The sequence below is a fragment of the Novosphingobium sp. B1 genome (assembly GCF_900176395.1).
In the GTDB taxonomy this organism is placed as follows: Bacteria; Pseudomonadota; Alphaproteobacteria; order Sphingomonadales; family Sphingomonadaceae; genus Novosphingobium.
In genome coordinates, this window is record NZ_FWXL01000021.1 from 1 (window position 1) to 21,618 (window position 21,618).

25 protein-coding genes are annotated in these 21,618 nt (G+C 61.3%); 3 read left to right on the forward strand and 22 right to left on the reverse strand.

What is annotated here, in order from left to right; translation table 11 throughout:
- Window positions 1-278 precede the first annotated feature (278 nt).
- The 15 genes from B9A23_RS19485 to B9A23_RS19555 all read right to left on the reverse strand — a co-directional run bounded on the left by B9A23_RS19485 (window position 279) and on the right by B9A23_RS19555 (window position 13,867).
- A complete protein-coding gene (locus tag B9A23_RS19485; RefSeq protein WP_084280912.1) occupies window positions 279-548 on the reverse strand; it encodes a hypothetical protein in 270 nt (89 codons plus the stop codon).
- 305 nt (window positions 549-853) lie between these two features.
- The gene (locus tag B9A23_RS19490) at window positions 854-1,342 is read right to left on the reverse strand and encodes a peptide-methionine (S)-S-oxide reductase (protein WP_084280915.1); all 489 of its coding nucleotides are present in this window, start codon (window positions 1,340-1,342) and stop codon (window positions 854-856) included.
- Window positions 1,343-1,362: 20 nt separating this feature from the next.
- Window positions 1,363-1,866, reverse strand: a complete 504-nt coding sequence (locus B9A23_RS19495; RefSeq protein ID WP_084280918.1) for a Dps family protein — start codon at window positions 1,864-1,866, stop codon at window positions 1,363-1,365.
- 189 nt (window positions 1,867-2,055) lie between these two features.
- Window positions 2,056-2,340 (reverse strand): hypothetical protein, encoded by a 285-nt coding sequence (locus B9A23_RS19500; protein ID WP_254895198.1) that lies wholly within the window; start codon window positions 2,338-2,340, stop codon window positions 2,056-2,058.
- A gap of 110 nt (window positions 2,341-2,450) precedes the next feature.
- Window positions 2,451-4,208: an arginine--tRNA ligase gene (argS, locus tag B9A23_RS19505; RefSeq protein WP_084280922.1), complete on the reverse strand. Its 1,758-nt coding sequence runs from the start codon at window positions 4,206-4,208 to the stop codon at window positions 2,451-2,453.
- A gap of 27 nt (window positions 4,209-4,235) precedes the next feature.
- A complete protein-coding gene (locus B9A23_RS19510; protein ID WP_084280925.1) occupies window positions 4,236-4,517 on the reverse strand; it encodes a DUF427 domain-containing protein in 282 nt (93 codons plus the stop codon).
- 44 nt (window positions 4,518-4,561) lie between these two features.
- Window positions 4,562-4,834, reverse strand: coding sequence for a glutaredoxin 3 (gene grxC / locus B9A23_RS19515; RefSeq protein ID WP_084280927.1), 273 nt, complete (start codon window positions 4,832-4,834; stop codon window positions 4,562-4,564).
- 60 nt (window positions 4,835-4,894) lie between these two features.
- Entirely contained in the window at window positions 4,895-6,628 is a 1,734-nt protein-coding gene (locus B9A23_RS19520) for a cytochrome c biogenesis protein DipZ (RefSeq protein ID WP_084280971.1), read from the reverse strand.
- 115 nt (window positions 6,629-6,743) lie between these two features.
- Window positions 6,744-7,112, reverse strand: a complete 369-nt coding sequence (locus B9A23_RS19525; protein WP_084280929.1) for a response regulator — start codon at window positions 7,110-7,112, stop codon at window positions 6,744-6,746.
- Between the two features lie 7 nt (window positions 7,113-7,119).
- Complete coding sequence (locus B9A23_RS19530; protein WP_176218083.1) at window positions 7,120-8,697, reverse strand: sensor histidine kinase; 1,578 nt, start codon at window positions 8,695-8,697, stop codon at window positions 7,120-7,122.
- Window positions 8,698-8,898: 201 nt separating this feature from the next.
- On the reverse strand, window positions 8,899-9,897 hold the full coding sequence (locus B9A23_RS19535; RefSeq protein ID WP_254895199.1) for an NADP-dependent oxidoreductase: 999 nt from the start codon (window positions 9,895-9,897) through the stop codon (window positions 8,899-8,901).
- 87 nt (window positions 9,898-9,984) lie between these two features.
- On the reverse strand, window positions 9,985-11,250 hold the full coding sequence (locus tag B9A23_RS19540) for a thiolase family protein (RefSeq protein WP_066778597.1): 1,266 nt from the start codon (window positions 11,248-11,250) through the stop codon (window positions 9,985-9,987).
- Between the two features lie 31 nt (window positions 11,251-11,281).
- A complete protein-coding gene (locus B9A23_RS19545; protein ID WP_084280940.1) occupies window positions 11,282-12,028 on the reverse strand; it encodes a ferredoxin reductase in 747 nt (248 codons plus the stop codon).
- Window positions 12,021-12,626: a sulfite oxidase-like oxidoreductase gene (locus tag B9A23_RS19550; protein WP_084280941.1), complete on the reverse strand. Its 606-nt coding sequence runs from the start codon at window positions 12,624-12,626 to the stop codon at window positions 12,021-12,023. The genes B9A23_RS19545 and B9A23_RS19550 overlap by 8 nt, the downstream gene beginning before the upstream one ends.
- A 305-nt stretch (window positions 12,627-12,931) precedes the next feature.
- A complete protein-coding gene (locus B9A23_RS19555) occupies window positions 12,932-13,867 on the reverse strand; it encodes a VPGUxxT family thioredoxin-like (seleno)protein, type 2 (RefSeq protein ID WP_084280944.1) in 936 nt (311 codons plus the stop codon).
- A 256-nt stretch (window positions 13,868-14,123) separates the two neighbouring features.
- Between B9A23_RS19555 and B9A23_RS19560 the strand changes: the two genes are divergently transcribed.
- The 3 genes from B9A23_RS19560 to B9A23_RS19570 all read left to right on the forward strand — a co-directional run bounded on the left by B9A23_RS19560 (window position 14,124) and on the right by B9A23_RS19570 (window position 16,464).
- Entirely contained in the window at window positions 14,124-14,597 is a 474-nt protein-coding gene (locus B9A23_RS19560) for a peroxiredoxin family protein (RefSeq protein ID WP_084280946.1), read from the forward strand.
- A 3-nt stretch (window positions 14,598-14,600) separates the two neighbouring features.
- Window positions 14,601-15,089, forward strand: a complete 489-nt coding sequence (locus B9A23_RS19565) for a DM13 domain-containing protein (protein ID WP_084280948.1) — start codon at window positions 14,601-14,603, stop codon at window positions 15,087-15,089.
- Between the two features lie 169 nt (window positions 15,090-15,258).
- Window positions 15,259-16,464 carry an MFS transporter gene (locus tag B9A23_RS19570; protein ID WP_254895201.1) on the forward strand — a complete coding sequence of 402 codons (1,206 nt, stop codon included), beginning with the start codon at window positions 15,259-15,261 and terminating at the stop codon, window positions 16,462-16,464.
- Window positions 16,465-16,482: 18 nt separating this feature from the next.
- Here the strand turns inward: B9A23_RS19570 and B9A23_RS19575 are convergent, their stop codons facing one another.
- From B9A23_RS19575 to B9A23_RS19605, 7 genes are all read right to left on the reverse strand, one after another.
- Window positions 16,483-16,932, reverse strand: a complete 450-nt coding sequence (locus tag B9A23_RS19575; protein WP_084280972.1) for a hypothetical protein — start codon at window positions 16,930-16,932, stop codon at window positions 16,483-16,485.
- A 78-nt stretch (window positions 16,933-17,010) separates the two neighbouring features.
- The gene (locus B9A23_RS19580; protein WP_084280953.1) at window positions 17,011-17,583 is read right to left on the reverse strand and encodes a hypothetical protein; all 573 of its coding nucleotides are present in this window, start codon (window positions 17,581-17,583) and stop codon (window positions 17,011-17,013) included.
- 88 nt (window positions 17,584-17,671) lie between these two features.
- Window positions 17,672-18,640, reverse strand: coding sequence for a magnesium and cobalt transport protein CorA (locus tag B9A23_RS19585; protein WP_084280955.1), 969 nt, complete (start codon window positions 18,638-18,640; stop codon window positions 17,672-17,674).
- Window positions 18,637-19,341 (reverse strand): glutathione S-transferase N-terminal domain-containing protein, encoded by a 705-nt coding sequence (locus tag B9A23_RS19590; RefSeq protein ID WP_084280958.1) that lies wholly within the window; start codon window positions 19,339-19,341, stop codon window positions 18,637-18,639. Before B9A23_RS19590 ends, B9A23_RS19585 begins: the two co-directional genes overlap by 4 nt.
- Before the next feature lie 139 nt (window positions 19,342-19,480).
- Window positions 19,481-20,011 carry a peptide-methionine (S)-S-oxide reductase MsrA gene (gene msrA / locus B9A23_RS19595; RefSeq protein WP_084280961.1) on the reverse strand — a complete coding sequence of 177 codons (531 nt, stop codon included), beginning with the start codon at window positions 20,009-20,011 and terminating at the stop codon, window positions 19,481-19,483.
- A 1-nt stretch (window position 20,012) separates the two neighbouring features.
- Window positions 20,013-20,456 carry a peptide-methionine (R)-S-oxide reductase MsrB gene (gene msrB, locus B9A23_RS19600; RefSeq protein ID WP_066781578.1) on the reverse strand — a complete coding sequence of 148 codons (444 nt, stop codon included), beginning with the start codon at window positions 20,454-20,456 and terminating at the stop codon, window positions 20,013-20,015.
- A 152-nt stretch (window positions 20,457-20,608) separates the two neighbouring features.
- Window positions 20,609-21,484, reverse strand: coding sequence for a LysR family transcriptional regulator (locus B9A23_RS19605; protein ID WP_139797585.1), 876 nt, complete (start codon window positions 21,482-21,484; stop codon window positions 20,609-20,611).
- Window positions 21,485-21,618: the final 134 nt, after the last annotated feature.

Here is a 21,618-nt window from a genome sequence, read left to right on the forward strand (position 1 = left end):
GCTGGCTTCCTGGCCAGCGAAGGAGTAAACTCGGCCAGCGTCTCGGATGGCAGTCATGAGAGCGTACGTTTTCGACCATCCTCTCACCGGTCCCCTTCTCCAACTCAGGATCTGCGCGGCCGTCGCCCCTTCGACCGCCTGAACGTCGCAACGTGGAGCGTACTGGCTGTTAATCGCCTTCGCTGTGCCAAGCCCGATGCTGTCGCCAAGAATAAGGCATTCGAACATAGAGCGCCCCTTGGTTCGATGTGGTCGAAGCAGCTTGGCGGGCCGCCGCGCTAACCAATGACGGGGTCGCTGGCCGAACCCAACGCCTCTTGGAGTTCCGAGACGTCAGCATCGATGATCGCGTACAGGTCGTCATCATTGTGTCGAAAGAACATCTGCGCTTTCGCCTCGTCATCAGCCGGCGGAGCTGTAGATCCCATACGCTCGGACCATCTCGCGTCGATGAAGCTCATGAGTTGGCTCCAGGCTGCAAGATGGGAATGATGGAGGCTCAGGCAGTGTGTGCCATCCGTAATGATCGCGAGGATCGTCACCTGCATGTTCCATTAACTCCCTCGATCACAGCCGGGACGGGGACAGAACTGAGATCATCGGGACCATCATCGATCTACCTCCCCTAACGCGCGCTCCGAAGTTGCATTGCCGTTTCAGACCTGATCTTCCTGAGGGAGCGCACCTTCAAACCGTCTGCCGAGAAAGATCGCTCTCACTAACCGGGTAATCCTGCGAGTCCGCGTGGGATCTACTCGCGAGCAGATGGGCGCCGCATGCAGAAAATCGGCAGCGCACAACAAAGCGGTCTTTCATCGACCTCACCTTCCAGCTCGACGAGGCACACACGCGCTCACCCACCTGGTAGCGCATGTTCCGCATACTCGCGGCGGATGAGATCGAGTTTCGGATCGATGTATCGGCGGCAGAATGGCCGATTGGGATCGTTGCGATAGTAGTTTTGGTAGCGCTCCTGCGATGGCAAGAAGTCGACGAACGGCACCACCTGCGTGTGAATCGTCTTTGCGGCTTCTTCCGCGAACCGGCGCACCGTTCGCTCAGCTTCCGCCCGTTGTCCGGGCTCAAAGATATAGATTGCGCTGCGGTACTTCCCACGCGGGGAACGAGCTCTGCTCGATGAATGCGTTCTAAGATGTACCTCGGCGAGCATTCCCAGGCTGATGGTGGACGGGTCGAACGTCACGACCACGCCCTCGGCCCAAGTGTCCGCCGGTGGCTCGGATTGCAAATAGCCCTGATCGACCTGCGTGACCCCTTGTAATGCTTGAAACACCCCCTCGGTGCACCAATGGCAACCGCCGCCAAGGCCTACCTTCAACATCTTCTACCTCGGGCTAGCGCTCATTGGCTCGGCCGGCTGGCCTCGAACAGGAACCAAGCACGGCGTTCGGCCTCATCGGTCCAAGCGTCGACCAAGCCAGAGGTGGCGTTGTCCTTTGCCTCATCCGCGACTGCCTTCGCCTTCCGAAACCCTTCCACCATATGGAGGTTGTCGGCCCTTAGCTCGGCCAGCATTTCCTGCGGCGTCACGAACTCGGCATCGTTGTCTCGGATAGTCTGATGCCGCGCGATGTCACCAATCGATGTAAGTGTGCGATTGCCCGTCTTTCTGGCGCGCTCGGCGATGGCGTCGGTAACGGCCAGGATCTCCGCAGCCTGCTCGTCGAGAAGAAGATGGTAGTCCCTGAAGTAGGGTCCAGAGACATGCCAGTGGAAGTTCTTGGTCTTCAGGTAGACTGCATAGCTGTTTGCGAGGATAATCTTAAGTGCGTCCGCTACGGTCATCGTTGCGGCCTCATCAAGGTCGGTCGGAGTCGCAAGTTGCGCAGCTGTAGCGTCGGTCATCAGAAGGCTCCCTGATCGGTGGCTTTCGCAGGAGCCGGCATCGATTCCCCTAAGGCCGTAGAGGCCATCAGAATGAGGCTGCCCAAGGTCTAAGTCCAATGACTCGCGGCTATAGTTTCGATAGCCTGACGTTACGGAGGCTGCGAGCAAAACACTCATGGCAGTGGCTAAACAGAACTCGACACGAGGCTATTCTGAGGGCGTGAAGCCGAGCACGAACTTCACTACCTTGTCTGAGGACATTTCGCAGGGTCTGAGAAATGTCTCGCCGCTTTCCAGGCGGTACAGGTTGAAGCTTACGATATCGGTGGCGGCGAGATCTCTCGCAAACAGACTGTTTCGCCGACCGTCGTCAGATCGCTTGACGGTCACGCCGTAGCGGTAGCCGTCAAAGACGCCTTCACTGTAGCCGCTTGGCAGCCGTTCCAACGCTGCCTCAAAGGCGGCTTTCTCCATTTCAGGCGGCGAGTGCATAACCGAAGATGGCCCTCGTTCGGCGAGCAAGAACGGTGCCGATCCGCAGCATGACCGCCGACCAGCCAGCCACCCGGCTTACCCAACCGCTGCGCAGCGAACCCATCCGCTTAACCGAAATCAACGTCGTTCCGAGGCATCTGCTGCATCGGCTCGACGCCCATCAGCGCCAAGCCATTGCGGATGCTCTGTCCGACGGCAGCTGCCAAGAAGAGCCGTACGCGGCTGAGCGGCGCGTTATCGTCGCGGATGAAGCGGCGTGCCGGATCATCGGATCCGGCATTCCACACGGCGTGGAAAGCCGCCGCCAGATCGGCGAGGAAGAAGGCGATCCGATGCGGTTCGCGCGCTGACGCGGCCGCCTCCACTACTCGCGGAAACTGGGCCATCAGCTTGACTAGGATCAAATCCCGACCGTCTAAGAGGGAAAGGTCGGGCTCAGCGCTCAAGTCGATCTTGGCCTCGATTGCTCGTCGAGAAAGCGAATGTATGCGCGCGTACGCGTAGTGAACATAGAAGACCGGATTATCACGCGACGCCTCGACCGCCTTCGCGAAGTCGAAGTCCATTGGCGCCTCCGCCTTGCGGGTGAGCATGGTGAAACGAACGACATCCTTGCCGACCTCTCGCACCACATCCGCGAGGGTCACGAAGTTGCCTGCACGCTTCGACATCTTTACCGGCTCGCCTTCGCGAAGCAGCCGAACAATCTGCACCAGCTTGACGTCGAAGCGCTTGCGCCCTTCGGTGAGGGCATCGGTAGCTGCGACGATGCGCTTCACCGTGCCGGCATGATCCGCACCCCAGACGTCGATCATCTCATCGGCGTCGCGTGCCTTCTCGAAGTGGTAGGCGAGGTCGACGCCGAAGTAGGTCCAGCTTCCATCTGCCTTGCGGATCGGCCGGTCCTGATCATCGCCAAAGAGCGTCGAGCGGAACAGCGGCAGCTCGATCGGTTGCCAGTCCTCCGGGGTTTCTCCCTTGGGCGGGTCAAGCACGCCATCATAGATCAGGCCGCGCTCGCGCAGCCAAGCCTCGGCGGCGGCGGGCCGTCCCGCTTCGAGAAGTTCGGCCTCCGATGCGAAGCGGTCATGGCGAACGCCCAGCAACGTAAGGTCCGCGCGGATCGTCTCCATCATCGCTGCCACGGCGTGCGAGCGGAAGATCGGAAGCCACGCGGCCTGCGGGGCATGTCGGTAGCGGTCGCCGAAGTCCGAAGCCAAGGTCTGGCCCACGGGCTTAAGATAGTCGCCCGGATACAGGCCCTCCGGGATGTCGCCGATACTTTCGCCCAGCGCCTCGAGGTAGCGAAGGTGGGCGGATCTCCCGAGGACGTCCACCTGTCCGCCGGCATCGTTGACGTAGTACTCGCGGATTACGCGGTGCCCGGTGAACACCAGCAGGTTCGCCAGCGCGTCCCCGACGACCGCTCCGCGGCAATGCCCCACATGCATCGGGCCGGTCGGATTAGCCGAGACATATTCGACGTTCACCGTTTTGCCGGCACCAGTGTCCGAACTGCCATATCGCTCGCCCGCATGTGCGATCGCCGCCAGCTCGTCCCGCCATGCGTCATCGGTCACCCGCAGATTGACGAAGCCCGGCCCGGCGACGTCGACGCTTGTCACTTCCTCGAGCGCCGCCAGCCGGCTGGCCAGCGCCTCGGCGAGCTGCCGCGGCGGGACCCCGGCGCGCTTCCCCATCACCATCGCAGCGTTGGTCGACAGGTCGCCGTGCGCAGCGTCATGCGGCGCTTCCACAGTCACGCCGCTCCGTGCGAGACCGGTCGGCAGCTCGCCAGACGTCTCCAGCCCGTCGAGCGCCCGCCCGACGTGTTCGGAGACGCGAGCGTGAAGCGCTGCCGGCATCAGCGGCCGCCCCCGGCGCGGAGCTTGCTACGCAACCTCAACGCCCTTCCAGAAAGCGACATGATCTCTGATCGCTTCGGCTCTTGGTGTCGGGTTGGGGTAGGCCCAAGCCGCGTTCAGGTTGCACTCTTCGCCCACCCGAACGTGATAATAGCGCGCCCGACCCTTTACCGGACAGACGGACGAATGATCGCTTCCCTCGAGCCGAGTATGATCGACGGCTTCGGGCGGAAAGTAGTGATTGCCGTCGACAATCACGGTCTTGTCGCTCGCGGCGATAGTGGCGTCGTTCCAAACTGCAGAAACCATCGTGCGCTCCTTCGCTCTATCGATTGGCTGAGCGGCACCATTGATCAGGTGGCGGAGACCTCGCCGGCGAGAAGCTTGTCGAGCTCGCCTTTGGCATCGAGCTCCAGGAGGTCATCAGAGCCCCCGATGTGCTTGCCGTTGATGAAGATCTGCGGAACGGTGCTCCGTCCTGTCGCTTCCTCCATCGCCTGCCGCTGAGCAGGATCATCCTCGATGTCGTGTTCAGTCCATTTCACACCCTTTTCGGTGAACAGTGCTTTCGCGCGCCGGCAAAAGGGGCACCAGTTGGTCGTAAAGATGAGAATCTTTGGCGTCATGGCTCTCGTCTCCGATCATACGTAGTTGGGATGGATTGCAACGGCTGAAACCTAACAGACTCAGCCAAAGGTGAAGGCAAAACCCAGAGCGCCGGGATCGAGGAACTCGATCGCGAACGTGCGCTCGCGAACGGCGCCCTTCTGCCGTACGAGCTGGTAGAGTCTTTGTCCCTCGATCGTGCCGTTTCCGGCGTCGTCGATGTCCGAGCCATGATCGCTAGCGGGTGGCTTGCCGTCGATCGTGACGCGGAACCGGACCCGTCGGCCCGTAGCGGAAGGGCCGAGCACAAGGTGGACGTCGCGGGCATGGAACCGGTAGACGATGCGGGCCCCGGCGGATTGTGACGAGGCATGTTCCGACCCTGCAAGCCAGCGTCCGGAAAGCGCCCAGGCGTTCAGGGGCAACTGAGGCGGCGCGACATAGTCATGCGCGGTCTCGCGCACGAAGCCCCCCGGTGACGTGAAACGCTCGCCACGCACATAGCCCAGGTAGGTCTCGGGTGAGCGTACATCGTTCCAGCTCGCTGCCGCAGAGGATCCCGCAGTGCGCACCGATACAGTTCGCATGTCGCCGACCGCGTGGCCATTTTCGGCAAGAAGCCGCTGGATGACCTTCTCGGATTCGGCGTAATTTCCCTCGCCAAAATGATGGTATCGGACGCGGCCGCGACCATCGATGAAGTAGTGGGCCGGCCAGTAACGGTTGTCAAAGGCGCGCCAGATCGCGTGATTGTTATCGAGCGCTACGGGATAGGTGACGCCTAAGTCACGCGCGGCTTTCGCGACGTTGTCAGGATCCTTCTCGAAAGCGAACTCGGGGGCGTGAACCCCGATCACTACCAGCCCGGCCGCCCGATATTTCTGCTCCCAGGCTTTTACGTAGGGCAGCGTCCGCAGGCAGTTGATGCAGCTATAGGTCCAGAAATCGACCAGGACGACCTTGCCGCGCAACGTCTCGCGCGTGAGCGGCGCAGAATTCAGCCAACTCGTTGCGCCCGTGAGCGGTGGCAATTCCCCTTCGATTTCGAGCGGACCATCCCCAAGAGTGCTGGTCTGCCCCAAACGATCGTCTACCCGGAAGCTGTCCAGGAGTCTTTGTTCGACGGTGGACGTTCCGGCGAGCGACAGCTTGGTCAATAAGCCCGTGTCGAGGCCCAGAGCGATGGCGATTACTGCAAGAAGCACTAGCGCGCCCAGAGAGCGGCGGAACCAGTCTCCCACACGGATCGACCGTTTCATCGCAGCGAACACACGTCCGCCGATGAGCAGCGCCAGCGCGAGCGATGTTGCCGCACCAGCGGCATAAGCCAGCAGCAGCAGCGAAGTGCCGATAGTGGCGCCGTTCAACGCGGCTCCGGTCAGTACCAACCCCAGTATCGGTCCGGCGCACGGCGCCCAAAGAAGACCGGTGGCTACCCCGAGGAGCAGTGATGCCCAGAAACTATCACCAGTCCGCTCTGGTCCGGCAGCTTCCGTGAGCCGGGCGCCGAGCCTGACGATCGGTCTGGTGGCGCGATCGGCGAGCGCGGGGAACGCCAGCAGCAGTCCAAACACGCCCAGTATCAGCAGCGCTACCGCTCTCCCGAGGCTGTTCGCCTGTACGGCCCAGCTGCCGCCGACTGCCGCCAACGTGGCCACTCCGGCGAATGTCACCGCCATCCCCAATAGGAGCGGCAGACCACTGCGCATGAACGGTTGACCCGCTCGCGCGAACACGAACGGGAGCACCGGCAGGATGCATGGGCTGATGATGGTCAGCGCGCCGGCGAGGTAAGAGAGGATCAGCAGCAGCACGGGCGATCCCTCCCCGACCATGGAAACAGCCTGGGTTTCGGGTCGTGAGAGGCCCGCTGTCTAATGGTACTCGGACGCTCGGCGGCGTCGATGCGCAATACGCAGGCGCGAATTATCATGCCGCCATCTTCCGGACCGTCTCCAACACCCGGTCCTGACGATACGGCTTCGGGAAGAAGACCATGTTTTTCGGCAGTTTGGTTTCCTGCGGCCAAGGTCGTCCTGACGTGATGATAACCTGGATGTCGGGCCAGCGCTCGCGAATGCAGATCGCCAGCATGATGCCATCCATCCCGCCAGGCATATCCACGTCCGTAAATACGACGCGGACATCTGAGCGCTCTTCCAAGGTGCTGATCGCGTCGGTGGCGTCCGCCGCCTGAAGCACTTCGAAGCCAGCCTCTTCGATTATGTCCGAAGCGAACAGCCGGACGATTGGCTCGTCTTCCACGACGAGAATTATCGGCCTGATGATCATACGCATTCCTACGTCAGCCCTTTGCCAGATGGCGGATCGGCGCTCGCAAGTCGGCCTCAAACCCCTCCGGATCGTAACGAGTATCCACACCGCCAGTCCCGACTAGACCGATGCTGATGAGCTTGGAGCCGAAGCCGCGGCGCGCCGGTGGGATGACAAGAGGTCCACCCCGTTCGCGCCACTTGATCATGAGGCCAGCTTCATCACCGTCGCTCTTGATTTCCCATGTCAGCGATACTTCTCCACTGTCGCCCTTGAGAGCCCCGTACTTGCAGGCGTTTGTTAGGAGCTCGTGCACGATTAAGGAGAAAGACAAGGCTGCCTGTGCTCCAAGCGCAACCGGCGGGCCGTTCATACTGACGCGATCCATGAAGCCGATCGCCTCGATGGCATTTGTCGCAATGGATGCGAGGTCAGCCCGCGCCCAGCTATTATGGAGCAGAGCGTCGTGCGCGCCGCTCAACGCCATCAGGCGGCGTTCGAAAGCATAGACGGACTCACGGTCGGTCGCTGATCGCAGCGTCTGGCTCGCGATTGCCTGCACCATGGTCAACGTGTTCTTGAGCCGGTGCGCGATCTCCCCGTTTACAATGCGCTGCTGCTCCTCAGATCGATGGCGCGCCACGCCCGCCTCAAGACGATCGGCGACGCTGCGGAGAAACGCGATCTCCTCTGCTAGCCAGTACCTGGGCCGTGTCGAATGGACGAAGAACAGGGCGGTCGTCCGGCCGGGGTCCCGCACCGGCACGTCGACAAGCGCGCGCACCCCATTGCGCAAGGCGAGCGCTAGGTTCGGCAGTGTCCGTTCGTCGGCAAGGGAATCGAATACGACAAGTGGATCTCCGCTGGAGAGGGGAGCTTGCAAGCCGTGATACTCGTCAAGCGCGTGCCGGCCGGCGACGCTGAGGACACCGGGAGCAGTCCAGTCACGTTCGACGTCAAGCACCTCTACAGCATCATCGACCAAACCCAGTCCGGCGCGATCGGCGGTCAGCACCCGCCCGACAACGGCGGCGGTCGCCAAGGCCATCTGCCCTGCGTCGCCACTGTTGCGAATGATCTCGCCGATCTCGACCAACGCGACCTGCAACTCTGTCTGACGCTCGCTGACCTTAGCGATACGACGAAGTTCGAGATTCTCGCTGGCAAGCCTGGCGAGGGCCCGCAGCATCGACCTTTCCAATTCGCTCAGCCCCTCCGGGCGAGGCGCGGTGTCGATGACGCACAGTCTGCCGACAACGGCCCCGGAACGAAGGACGAGGGGAGCGCCGGCATATGAGCGGAAGTGCCGGGCGCCTGTAACAAGCGGATTGCAATCCGTGCGCCCATCGGCGGTCAGGTCCGCGATCTCCAGCATCTCTGCACGATCGATCTCGATCCGGCAGACAGAGTGCTCGATCTCCGTTTCCTGGACATCTAGACCGTACCTGGCCTTGAACCACTGTCGATCGACATCGAGAAGGGTGATCAGCGCGATCGGCACGCCGCAAGCCTTGGCCGCAACAAAGACAAGGTCGTCGAACGCTTGCTCGGCGGGAGTGTCGAGGACCATCAGGTCCGCAAGTGCCTTGGGGCGCGAAATCGCGCTCATGGCAGTCGTGCCAGCGCTCAGTCCCACTGCTCTCCTCCCAGCAAAAAGTTGCTTTGTGAGGGCGCGAAACTGCGAGACGATACCGAGCATCGCTCCGGAGAGCGAAGCCCCCCCCGCGTCGCACCGCTGACGCGAGCACCCATTGACACAGCGCAGAGCTGCTGGCGGTCTGAATCAAACGGTGGAGCTAGCGCCTTCACCTCAGTGTCCGGTCAGACGCGGCGGCCACGTCGTTTGGGACGCAGAAGTTGCTCGATGAGGATGCGGCTCTGCGCCATCGACGGTGAGCACGATTTTTCCCTGGATGTGCCCGGCCGCAGCGCGCTCATGCGCGGCAGCCGCTTGCGATAGTGGATAGGTGCTGTCCACTGCGACGCGGACCGCCCCACTTGCAAGCAACCGCCCGAGCTCCGCGAGCTGCGCGCCGTTTGATCTCACCTGTGTCGCCGACACGGTCACGCCGAGCCGGGCTGCTTCGTCGTGCCCTGCGAAGCCTAACGGGAAAATTGGAAACAGAGCGCCACCGCTGCGGAGCGTGCGCAGGAAGCGGTCTGCCGCAGGGCCCCCAACAGCATCGATCACCAGATCGACGTCTCGCACGACATCCTCCGGCGCCGTCTTCGTGTAATCGATGAACTCGTCAGCGCCGAGATCAACCAGGAACTTTGCGTGCCGAGAGGATGCGACGGCGATGACCCGCGCACCTCCCTGCTTGGCGAGCTGAACTGCGAAGTGCCCCACCCCGCCCGCGGCGCCGTTGATAAGGACCCGTTTGCCCGCGAGCGGGACAGGCCGGTGCCTATCTGGCTGCAAAGGATTAGGCTCGTCGTGACCCAGCCCGATCAGGAACTGCCACGCGGTCAGGCCAGACATCGGAATCGCTGCGGCGTGAACGTGATCGATCGTGTTCGGTTTGAGGGCAAGATCAGATGATGGCGCGGATACGTACTCCGCATATCCGTGGCTGTCGCCGTAGCTTGGGAAGCGGATCATCCCGAAGACTTCGTCACCCGGCGTGAAACCCTGCACGTCATCGGCAACAGTTTCGACGACGCCAGACACATCGGACCCAGGGATCGCCGGGAATGCGACCTCCGGCCGCCATTCGGGCGGCAGCTCCGCATATCCTTCCCGAAGATACCAATCGGGCGGGTTGATCCCGGCCGCCGATACGCGGACCAGCACCTCACCCGGCTTCACCTCCGGCTTTGGCGCATCTTCGTATCGAAGCACGCTCGGCGCGCCGAACTCATGGAAACGAATAGCCTTCACTTCTCAGGTCTCCCCTCAAACGCGTTCGAGAAGTGCGACAGTGCCCTGGCCACCGTCGGCGCAGATGCTGACGATCGCGCGTGCTCCGACCGGTAGCGCCCACAGCTCTTTCACCGCCTGGCTGAGGTCGCGGGCGCCGGTGGCGCCGAACGGATGCCCGATCGCCACTGAGCCACCCATGGGGTTGACCCGCTCCCAATCGAACGGGCCCATGTCCGCCTCGACACCCGCCTTTGCGCGCACCCAGTCGGGATCGGTGATGGCCGCGACATTCGCCAGCACCTGTGCTGCAAACGCCTCGTGGATTTCCCACAGCGCGATGTCGGAGAAGCCGAGCCGATGCCGTGAGAGGAGGCGCGGGATGCCATAGGACGGCGCCATCAGCAGTCCCTCGGTATGAAGATCGACGGCCGATACCTCGTAATCGACCAGCCGGACGTGCGGGGTATCAGTCGGCAGTCTGGCAATGCCGGCTTCGTTGGCGACCCAGCAACCAGCCGCGCCATCGGTAATCGGTGAGCTGTTGCCGGCCGTAATGCTCCCCAGCCCGCTATCCCGGTCGAAGGCTGGCTTCAGCGCGGCGAGCCGCTCGATCGACGTATCGGCCCGCGGGTTGGCGTCGCGCGTCAGCTCAGGAAGCGGGACCACGAGATCGTCAAAAAAGCCGTTAGTCCAGCCAGCGACTGCACGCTGGTGGCTCTTGAGCGCCCAATCGTCCTGCGCCGCGCGCGAGATGTTCCAGGCTTTGGCGGTTTCCTCCATGTGATCGCCCATCGTACGGCCGGTGATGCGATTGGCCCAACCCTTGGTTGGCAGGACGTAGTCCCGCACGGTAAGCGACTGCAGCGCGGCCAGCGCGGCACCTGCATCCTTTGCGAAGAGGTCCGTGAGCCGCTTGGACGCCTCGGCCGTCAGGGCAAGCGAGGGTCGACTCATGACCTCGGCCCCGCCGACTAGCGACAGGTCTGCTCCGCCGCCGAGCATGCCTGCAGCGGCGAAGGTCGCAGTCATGCTGGTCGAGCAGGCGAGAACGACCGAGAATGCCGGCACGCTCGGGTTGAGCTTGGCGTCGAGCCAGACCTCGCGGGCGATATTGCTCCAGCCCAAGTTCGGTATCACGGTTCCCCAGACGACGAAGTCGGGCTCGGCATGCTGGGCCATCGCCTGTACCACCGGGACAGACAGCGAGATTGCATCGTATGTGGCCAGCGCTCCGCCCCCGCGACCGAATGCGGTCCGAAGACCGGCAGCCAAGAAAACGGGTTTGGCGAAACGGCTCATGATAGTCTCCCGGGACACTGGATCTGCGCCGTTAGCCACCGTAGCGCTCGGTCTTGATTGTCGCGGCGTCCAGGCCGGCGAACAGCGCGCCGTCCGTTGCGATGTTCACGAAGCCGTTCGAACCACAGACGAAGACGTGCGCAGGCGTGCGGGGAAGGCGAGTGATGACCTCTTGGACCATTGCGCCATCGATCCGTCGCGCAAAGTCGGTTTCACGCGTCGGCGCTTCACGCGTGATCGCCAGCGACAGCACGAAGCCGGGATCATCGAACTCGATGGCTTGGAGCTCTTTGGCGTACAGGACGTCGCGAGCGGTGCGCGCCGATAGGAGCAACGCCGTCGGCACATTCTGCGCCTCTACGCGGCGCTGTCGTATCATCGCCATCAGCGGCACCAGGCCCGAGCCTGCGCCGATCAAGAATACAGGCCCAGCTGCGTCCTGCGGCCAGAGGAAGTGTCCGCCAAGCGGCCCGCGAAGTTCGATCTCGTCACCGACCGCTGCCACGTCGTGAAAAAAGGGCGAGACCTCCCCGTCCGGAAGGCGTTCGATGGCGAGCTCAACAATGCCTGACCCATCAGGTGGTGAGGCGATCGAATAACTGCGCATCGCCATGTAGCCGTCAGGGGCGGTCAATCGCACATCGACGTGCTGACCCGCCACATGAGTGAATGGGTTGCCCAACCGGAGGGAGAAGCTCTTGATGGCCGGCGTTTGCTGAACGATTCTTTCAACGACGGATTTCTGCCACAGCGCAGCCTGCACAGCGCTCTCAATCATGCGTGTACCGCTGCTCGCGCCATGGATCGCCGTAGATGTGATAGCCGCGCAGCTCCCAGAAACCGGCTTCATCGCGCGTCGTGAACTGTAACGCCTTCACCCATTTGGCCGACTTCCAAAAATAAAGGTGCGGAACGAGCAGCCGAGCTGGGCCACCGTGATCACGCGGAAGTGGCTGCCCTGCATATTTGAGCGCGACCATCGCCTTATCGGCGAGCAGATCCGCCAGCGGGACGTTCGTCGAATAGCCATCGTAGGAATGCACCAGCACGAAATCGGTCGGGCGCTCGAGTCCAGCATCGGCCAGGATGTCCTCGATCAGCACGCCCTCCCAAGCCGTGTCCAGCTTGGACCACGAAGTGACGCAGTGGATGTCCTTCTTCACCTTGGTCTGTGGCAGAGCGTTGAACTGGCTCCAGTCCCAGACCTTCGCCGGTTTTGGTCCGACCTTGACCGTAAAGTTCCACTTCGAGGTATCGATGTTCGGCGTCGGTCCCGCTGTGAGAACCGGGAAGTTGTCGACGAGATGCTGGCCAGGGGGGATACGGCCGGACTGATCCCCGCCCGATCCACGTCCGGTAAAACCTCTTGTGACCATGCCGGACTCTCCTTCTCGTCGCGACAGCACGGGCCTGGTTTTCCGCTCACACTCCTGCGACAAGGGACTTTTCGCACGCGGATCCGCTCGAAAACGGATCTTGAGAAAACTCGTTACCTGATGCTCTGTCAGTATTAACAGACGTCACCCGCCGGGAACCGTGACGAGTACGTTCCGACTATACCGTTAGAGCAACGCTCTTTCCCAATACCCTGTCACTATAGTTTCGATAGCCACGAAGGCATCAATTTCCGCGTGATCACCGAGCCCACCGCAAACCTAAGTTTCGTTGAGACCCTTCGACATCAATCGGCTTTGCGAGCCGAACCAAGCTGCGCCCTCCGCGCCGGCCAGCTATGGCGAATGTCTTCGCGGTAAGTCTCTGCGTTGCTCACTCGCTGCAAAAGCGGATTGGCAAGCCAGGCGGCCTGCGACGGGCTGAGCAACTCGGGGATGGATCTGCGGTAGGGCAGCGCCAGGTTGATTTGAGTTCGCTGCGCCGCCGTCAGCGGCAGATGGCGGACGATGTTCTTACGCAGGTAGAATTGCGGCTCCCGATCCACGCTGAAGCCGCCGGGCGCCGCCGGTGCAAAGCCTTCTACACGAGCATAAGCGTTCAAGTCGGCCCGCGTGACCGTCTTCGGATCGAATTGAACCTGCACCGCTTCCTCGCCATCCACCCAGCCCGCATCGGTCGTGATCACCGCTGGATGCTGTGCAAGGCTTGTCTCGCCCGACCAGAAACAGGGCGTCATGTAGACAGCGTTTTCGGTGAGGCCACTCTCGATCAGCAAGTCGCGCCCGAGCAAACGGAAGTACGGCGGGACATCACCGTCGAGCATCTGCAAAACGGCGCTGAGCTTTTCATGCAGCCCGAGCGGATCGTAGCGATCGGCCAAGCGCGGCAGCAGCTCGGCGCCATCGGGTCGGAGAAACCGCATGACCGGATTGTTCCAGGATCGCTCGCCATAGAGGCGCAGGATTTTGGCATCCGCTCCAGGATGGTTGTTGAAGATCGCCACCGGCACGAACCGGTCGGTGATCAGCTCTACCATGAGCGGATGCGTAAGAACGTCCTGCCCGAAGTGCACGCACGTCGAGCAACCCGGCACTTCCTGAAACAGCAGCAGCACCGGTTTGCCTTGCGCGGAGGCCAGCGCCATGCCGTGGTCGTAGCCGCGCAGCCATGGAACGTCGCCAAGCTCGCGATGGTCGCGATGCGAAACTCCAGTCATTGTCATGCCCACTATGTAGTGAGGCGAAATCCAAATCACCGCCACCGCCCCGCAAACATGGAAACTATACTCTCCAGCTATTGGAAAGGCGCGGGCGCAAGCTTCATAGTACCCGCCGCCCGGGTTGAGTTTGATGCCCTAGAAAACAGTGTACCAGGATCTCCGGATCAAAAGCGGAGATGGATCACCACGAGTTCGGCCGAGGGCTGGTCCTCGTTATACTCCAGGTGTTGACGGGCATTCGGAGGAGAGGAATCTCGTCATGACCGACGTCGAACAGTTTGCCCCTGAACTTCGTGTTAGAGAATGGATCGGAGCGGACGGCAAGCAGCTGGACACTCCCGTCAAGCTCTCCGATCTTGGGTTAGGACCGAAGATCCTCTTCGCGTTTCAGCATTGGTGCCGCGGCTGTCATGTGCACGGCTTTCCCACGCTACAGCGGCTCCATGCCGACTTGGCGAATCGAGGCGTTGGTTTCGCGGTGATTCAAACAGTGTTTGAGGGAGAGCAGGAGAACACCTTCGAAAAGCTGCGACCAAACCAGTCGAAGTATGGGCTTCCGGTGCCATTCGGCCATGATCCGCTGATGGAGGGCGCGCGGCTCCCGACGTTCATGGAGGATTACCACACTCGTGGCACGCCGTGGTTCAGCGTGATCGATGCCCGCGGGACGGTAGTATTCTCGGACTTTCATTTGGACGCGGACAAGCTGGTGGCACATCTGGATCGAGCTTGATCGATGCGCCGCTGGCTCATCCTTGCCACTACCCACGTCGCGATGCTGGCACTGGGGTTTGCTGCCGGTATTTACGCTCTGCCGATCCTGACGGCACCGCCTGCGCCAGATGCAGCTGACTTAGCATCGGCCGTGAGACAGGCGCTCTACACTGGGCAATTCAAGCGTAGTCTGAAGGGCAGCGATTTCGTTCATTGGGGCGAAGGCAACGTGAAGGTGTCGCGCGACCAGATAGCGCACATCGGCCGCCTATCCCCTGGCCCCGATTACAAGCTCTACCTCGCCCCGCACTTCGTGCGCACCAAAGACGAGTTTCTCGCGATCAAGCACATGTCCCGCCGTGTCGGTGACGTAAAAACCTTCGATGGCTTCATCATCTCCGTCGCGCCCGACATCGACGTCGCCGCATTCACCACCGTCGTGATTTGGTGCGAGTCTTTCGACCGCTTCATCAGCGCCGCTGAATATCAACGACCCGCAACAGGCTCATGAGGCTCGAAGGGTACCAACCTCGCAAGCTCGCTGCGGTGATCTTTAGCACCGTGCGGTGCAGTGCGGAGAAGAGAAAGGAGGGTCAGGGTAGCTCATGCCCTCCACGATGAAATCGCTCAGGGCGGCTTGCACGCGCGGTCTCGTTCTTGCGCCAGTGGCGGCTCTGCTTATGAGCGTCGCCTTCCTCATGATGGGCAACGGCCTGCTGGGCACCCTGCTGATCGTCCGGGCTGGGCAGGAGGAGTTTTCCAGCGGCAGCATCGGCGCGATGATGTCCGCCTACTTCTCAGGCTTCACCATCGGTGCACTAGTGCTGCCGCGCATCATCGTATCCGTCGGCCACGTAAGGACGTTCGCCGGCTTCGCGGCCGTCGCATCGATCACTGCCCTTCTCCACGCCGTGCTGGTGGAACCGTGGGCATGGATGCCCCTGCGCATGGTCACCGGCTTCGCTTACGCCGGCATGATCCTGTCGACCGAGAGCTGGCTTAACGCGCACGCGGTGCCTTCGACGCGCGGGCAGCTCCTGTCGATCTTCGGCGTTGCATCCATGGGCTCATGGGCCCTTGGACAAGCGCTCCTCAACGTAGCTCCCCCAGCGGGAGTGGCCTTGTTCCTTATCGTCTCCGTCCTGATCTCGGCGGCTGTCGTCCCTGTTACGCTTCTGCCAAGCCACTCGCCAGCCGAGGTGACACAGGAACCAGTCGCGTTTCGAAATCTCCTGTTAGTCTCCCCTTTAGCTACATTCGGAGTGTTCCTGGCCGGCCTAGCCATTGGCGGATTTTGGGGGTTGGGTCCGAGTTTCGCGCAAAGTATCGGACTCGACATCGGCGGCATCTCCGCGTTCATGGCCAGTGTCCTTGGGGGAACCCTTGCATTGCAATGGCCACTCGGCTGGCTTTCTGACCGGGTGCCTCGCAATCTGATCATCGCCGGCGCCGCCTTGGCGTCTGCATTGGCGGCAGCCGGCGTGGCGCTGGCGACCGAAGCCCCCCTGCCCCTGCTTCTCGTCGCAGGCGCGCTCTTCGGCGGGTTCGGCATTCCGATTTACTCGTTGTGCGTGGCGATCGCGAACGACAATCTTCCGGCTGGACAGCTGCTAGGAACCGCGCGTGGTCTTCTGCTCATCAACGGTGTGGGAACTGCGGTGGGACCTTTGATCGGAGGAGCCGCAATGAGCCTCGCGGGTCCTGGCGGTCTCTTCCTGTACGCTGCAGCGCTTCTGACCATCCTGTCAGTGCTGGCAATCGTCCGTGGATGCCCCGTCCGCACCGCGGCAGCGAAAGCCACGCGCTGCCCGAGCACACCGATGATCACCGGTTCGCTCGACGCGATGGTACAAGCGAACGACAGGGATGAGCGCGGTATGAGCTAGGAATGCCCGGACGACATCCTACGCGACCTCCTCGACCAAAAGGCTCCGGCCCTTGAATTGCACCGTCTCTCCGGGTCGAGCCCCCTCGATGGCTTCATAGATCGGCGCCATCGTGGAGATCCCCATGAGCTCCTGTCCGTGGCACACGAATTTGCTCGTTGAAACGGCAATCACGAAGTAGCGCCCCGATAGCTTGACCAGGGCACCTTCTGCGACGGCGGACTTCGGTCCGAAGTCGATCGTCCTAAGCTTGTCGAGCTTGTCGGCATAATCATCGAGCGTGTCGTCGAGCGCCTCTGCAAGATCGCTCGCGACTTCAGCTTGCGCCTGTTCATCGTTCTCGATCGGCTCGCTCCGATCGAGACGAGCAGTGGAAACGTAGTCCAGGTAATTCTCGCGAGCACCGTGTAAGGTAGCCGCTTCGAGCGAGAGCATCGTTTCCCGGACGTGATCCTTGTTCCAGTCCATCACCACCTCGTTAGGTTCGTTAACTTACACTCTGACAGCGCAGTGACCGGCTCGACGGTGCCCTGCTCGCCGTTCACATCATTCGTCTGTGATCACGTCTTCGCCCTGATACGGAATGCGGATTAGCCGCGGGTCGCGAATGATACTTGTGACCAGCCAAACGTAGGTTTGCTCTGCCGTGTCGAAGCCGAGGATGCTGAAGGCGCCGCCGAATGGACAGGCAGGAAAATCCGGAAAGCCTTCGCGCAGGACGTAACGCTCGGGATCGCTCTCGAACTCAGCTTTGTAAACCTTGCGGAGACCATGCTTACTCGGAACATCTTCATCGCCTGTTGGCGTCGTCTCGCGGCGCTCGAGCAGACGCTCTGCCAAGTCACGGTGGCAGATCTCGTCGAAAACATCGAAGGCATCGATCAGCAGCCCTTTGTGCTGGGTTGCGGGATCGGTGATCGCATAGATGTTCGATGCATCTCCCGCATTGTCGCCACTTTCCAAGCGCAAGGCTGCATCCACTTGTATCGTGCAGGCATCCAGCGTTGATCCAAGCTCAAGATCGAACAGGCGCCCGTCTTTGATGCGATATTCGCGATCATAGCCCTTCGAGACGAATGACTGCACCTCCTGTAAGACGTCTGTCACCTGACTCTTCATCAATGCACCTTTAGTTCACGTTTGATTGGAGCAGTCCTAGCGAGAACTGCGCTTTGGCCGCGATCACGGAAGGCGCCTGACGCGATCCTCACAGCCACTTTGACTTCTTGAAGCGGACGAACAGGAAGAGGCAGAACAACGTCATCACCCCGAGAACGACGAAGTAGCCATAGGCTGTCTCGAGTTCCGGCATGTGCTTGAAGTTCATCCCGTATATGCCGGCGATGGCCGTGGGTACGGCGAGTATCGCAGCCCACGCGGCGAGTTGCCGGGTGATCACCCCGATCCGCTGCGCTTCAAGCAGGCTACTGAATTCAAAGACGGTGGACAGAACCTGCAGGAGGCCGTCTACCATTGCCTGCACACGCGAAACGTGGTCTGCGACATCGTTAAAGTACGGTCGGACCTCGGCACTGATGCAGGGGAAGTGTCCCCGTACGAGCTTGCGCACAAGCTCGGCCATCGCTCCCAGCATGCGCTGAAACCTGGTCAGTTCACACCTCAGGCCGAAGATGCGAGCGATCTCTTCGCGGCCGAGGAAGTCGTCCAGTGATCGACGTTCCATAGCCAAAACGTCGTCTTCGATCATCTCGAAGATCGGCAGGTACTGATCGACAATCCGATGCAGGATCGCATGCAGGACGTAGTCGACGCCTTTGCCAAATTGCGCTGGCGACGCTTCAAGCTGCTCTCGAAGATTTCCCAACGCACCAGGCGTACCGTGCCGGACCGTAATGAGGTGGTTGTGACCGGTGAAGATCGCTGTCTTGCCGTAGCGTATCCGGTCCCCGTCCAGCTCAGCCGTATTGGCCACGACATAGAGTTCGTCGTTATATACCTCGAGCTTCGGAGGACATTGCGGGTGCATCGCGTTGTCGACGGCAAGGGGGTGGAGGCCGTAGCTTTCCTGTAAGGAGCGAAGCTCCCCCGCTGTCGGCTCACTCAGCCCGATCCAACAAAAGCCCGAGCGGCTGTTGTCATGGGCTATACGCTCATCGATCGCGACCTTTTTTACGCGTTTCCCCTCGTTATAGTAATAGCTTGCTATGACGGTCATGCGGGTCTCTCCGGAACGAGAAGGCCGCGTTGTACCGCCGGCCGCGCTAGCCCGCGCTTAAGCCAAGCAGATATGTTGGAGAAGGTCTCGTACTCGAGCAGTCCGCCGGCATTGTATGACGTGACGAGCGCGTTCACCCAGCCGAGCGTCGCCACATCAGCAATGGAGTATTCGCCTACGATCCAGTCACGCCCGTCTAGCTGGCGATCCAGGATGCTGAGTAGGCGTTTGGACTCGTCCGCGAAGCGCTGCAGAGGACGCCGGTCCTCAAAGTCCTTGCCGCCCCAGCGCAGGAAGAAGCCCAACTGACCGAACATCGGTCCGACTGCCGACACTTGGAAAAAAACCCAGGCGAGCGTGTCATACCGCCTCTCAGGCGCGGTCGGCATGAGTTTTCCGCTCTTCTCCGCCAGGTAGACGAGGATCGCTCCGGACTCCCACACGCCGATCGGCACGCCGCCTGGCCCATGGGGGTCGATGATCGCCGGGATGCGGCCGTTCGGATTGAGCGAGACGAACGCGGGGTCCTTCGACTCGTTCTTGGAGATGTCTACAAAGTGCGGCTCGTATGCCAGACCGACCTCTTCAAGCATGATCGAAACCTTGACGCCGTTGGGCGTCGGTGCCGCATACAGCTGCAGGCGATCAGGATGCGCTGCTGGCCACCTCTGCGCGATCGGGAATGAGGAGAGATCTGGCATTCGGCTGCAATTCTCGAAATAAGCCGGTCCAACAGACTGTCAGAACGATCATCCCTTCGTGGCCAGATCGCATGGCGACGCGACCACGAAGGGAACTGCTGATGCTATGAAGGAGCGTGGATCCGCTCGATCAGTCCGCCTATGCCGTAGCCGCGCCGTGCGCGCCGCCGGCGTCCTGGCGTTTTGGAAGCACCCAGTCGGGTCGTGCGAAGTGGCATGTGTAACCGCCCGGCCGCTTCTCGAGGTAGTCCTGATGCTCCGGCTCGGCTTCCCAGAAGTCGCCCACGGGCTCGACCTCGGTGACGACCTTGCCATTCCAGAGCCCGGATGCATCCACATCGGCGATCGTGTCCTCGGCGATGCGCTTTTGCTCCTCGTCGACATAGTAGATGCCGGACCTGTAGGAGGCTCCGCGGTCGTTGCCTTGACGATCCTTCGTCGTTGGATCGTGAATCTGGAAAAAATATTCCAGGATGTTCCGGTAGCTCGTCGCCTCGGGATCGAAGGTGATCTCGATCCCCTCGGCATGCGTGCCGTGATTGCGATAGGTGGCATTGGGGACGTCGCCGCCGGTGTAGCCCACGCGGGTCGAGATGATGCCCGGCTGCTTGCGGATCAGATCCTGCATACCCCAGAAACAGCCGCCAGCGAGAACTGCGCGCTGATGCATGTTAAACCTCCTCTACTTGATCGAGATATTCACCGTATCCCTCGGCCTCCATCTCATCGCGGGGGACGAAGCGGAGCGCTGCCGAATTGATGCAGTAGCGCAGGCCGCCCTGGTCGGCGGGGCCATCCGGGAAGACGTGGCCGAGATGGCTGTCACCATGCACCGACCTGACCTCGGTCCTTGTCATCCCATGGGAGCTGTCCCGCACTTCGTTGACATGCGCAGGGACGATCGGTTTGGTGAAGCTTGGCCAGCCGGAGCGTGAGTCGAACTTGTCGGTGGATGCGAACAGTGGCTCACCCGAAACAACGTCGACGTAGATCCCCGGCTCCTTGTTGTCATTGTATTCACCGGTGAACGGCCTCTCGGTGCCGTGCTCCTGAGTGATGCGACGCTGCTCAGGGGTCAGGCGATCGATTGCGGCCTGTGTTTTCTCAAACTTCATGATTAGACCTCCAATGCTAAGTCCAGAACTTTAGGCGCACCACGATCAGCATGGCTGATGTGTCATCTAGTCGACTATCGCAGCCGCATACGTACTTATCCAATACGTCGTGCGCATAGTTTCCATAGCCTCGGCGCTTTGCTTGATGCGGCTCACCGCCACTCATGTCGCGCCGCAAGCTGCGCGATTTTCCGGATTTCAACCGGCGCCGTCGATCCGGAAACAGTCACGATCACCACCTCCCTTTCCAACGTGAAACCCTCGATAGGCCGCGTAACGAGGCCGGTCTCTGCGGCTGACCGCTCCGGGACGATGCATATCGCGCTACCCTCGGCAACGATGCGGTGGACCCAGTCTTCGCGGTCTGAACGCAAGCGCGGGCGCATCACTACGTCGCGCCGCGCAAAGTGCTCTTGTATCTGGTCGCGAAACTCGCAGTTGAGGCGATCGACCAACGGGAATTTCGCCAAGTCTTCTCCACGAACAATTTCCGCTGCCGCCAACGGGTGACTCACTGCGCAGGCGAGTACGAAGCGCTCTTGGAAGAGCGGTCGAACATCGAGCTTCCGATCTGGGCGAACTTCCCGCGGAAGGATACACGCGTGATACTTGCCGGATAGGACCTCCGACGAGTCTTCGCCCGACTGAAGTGAATGCAGTCTGATCTCGATAGACGGGACTTCCTCCAGGGCGCCCTCGAAAAAGGATGCAAACCTTTTCGGTCCGACGGTCGGCGCGACAGCGATGTCAAGCACGCGGTGGCGCCCCATCGTCCAGTTTTCAGAGTGATCGCGCACGCTCCTCAACGCCAAGAGCATACGTCGGAATTCCGCTTCAACATCCTGGCCGAGGCCCGTGAGCCGGCTGTTCTTTCCGTCCCGATAGATCAGCGCCCCGCCGAGTTCTTCCTCCAGGCGACGAATGGCACGCGTCAGGCTTGGCTGCGACACGCCACTTAACCGAGCAGCCTCGGTGAAATTCAGCGTCTCAGCCAAGTTTATGAAATAGCTGACCTGATTGAGTTCCATCACCCCTCGGCCCATGTGTCTCTCGACTACCTCCGCAGATCCGTCTTCGACCGACCGGAGCGGAGAAGTATGCGCGACGCATATAGTTTGCCGGTTAGGGGTTGTCTATATGCGCGACGCATATAAAAGGTATG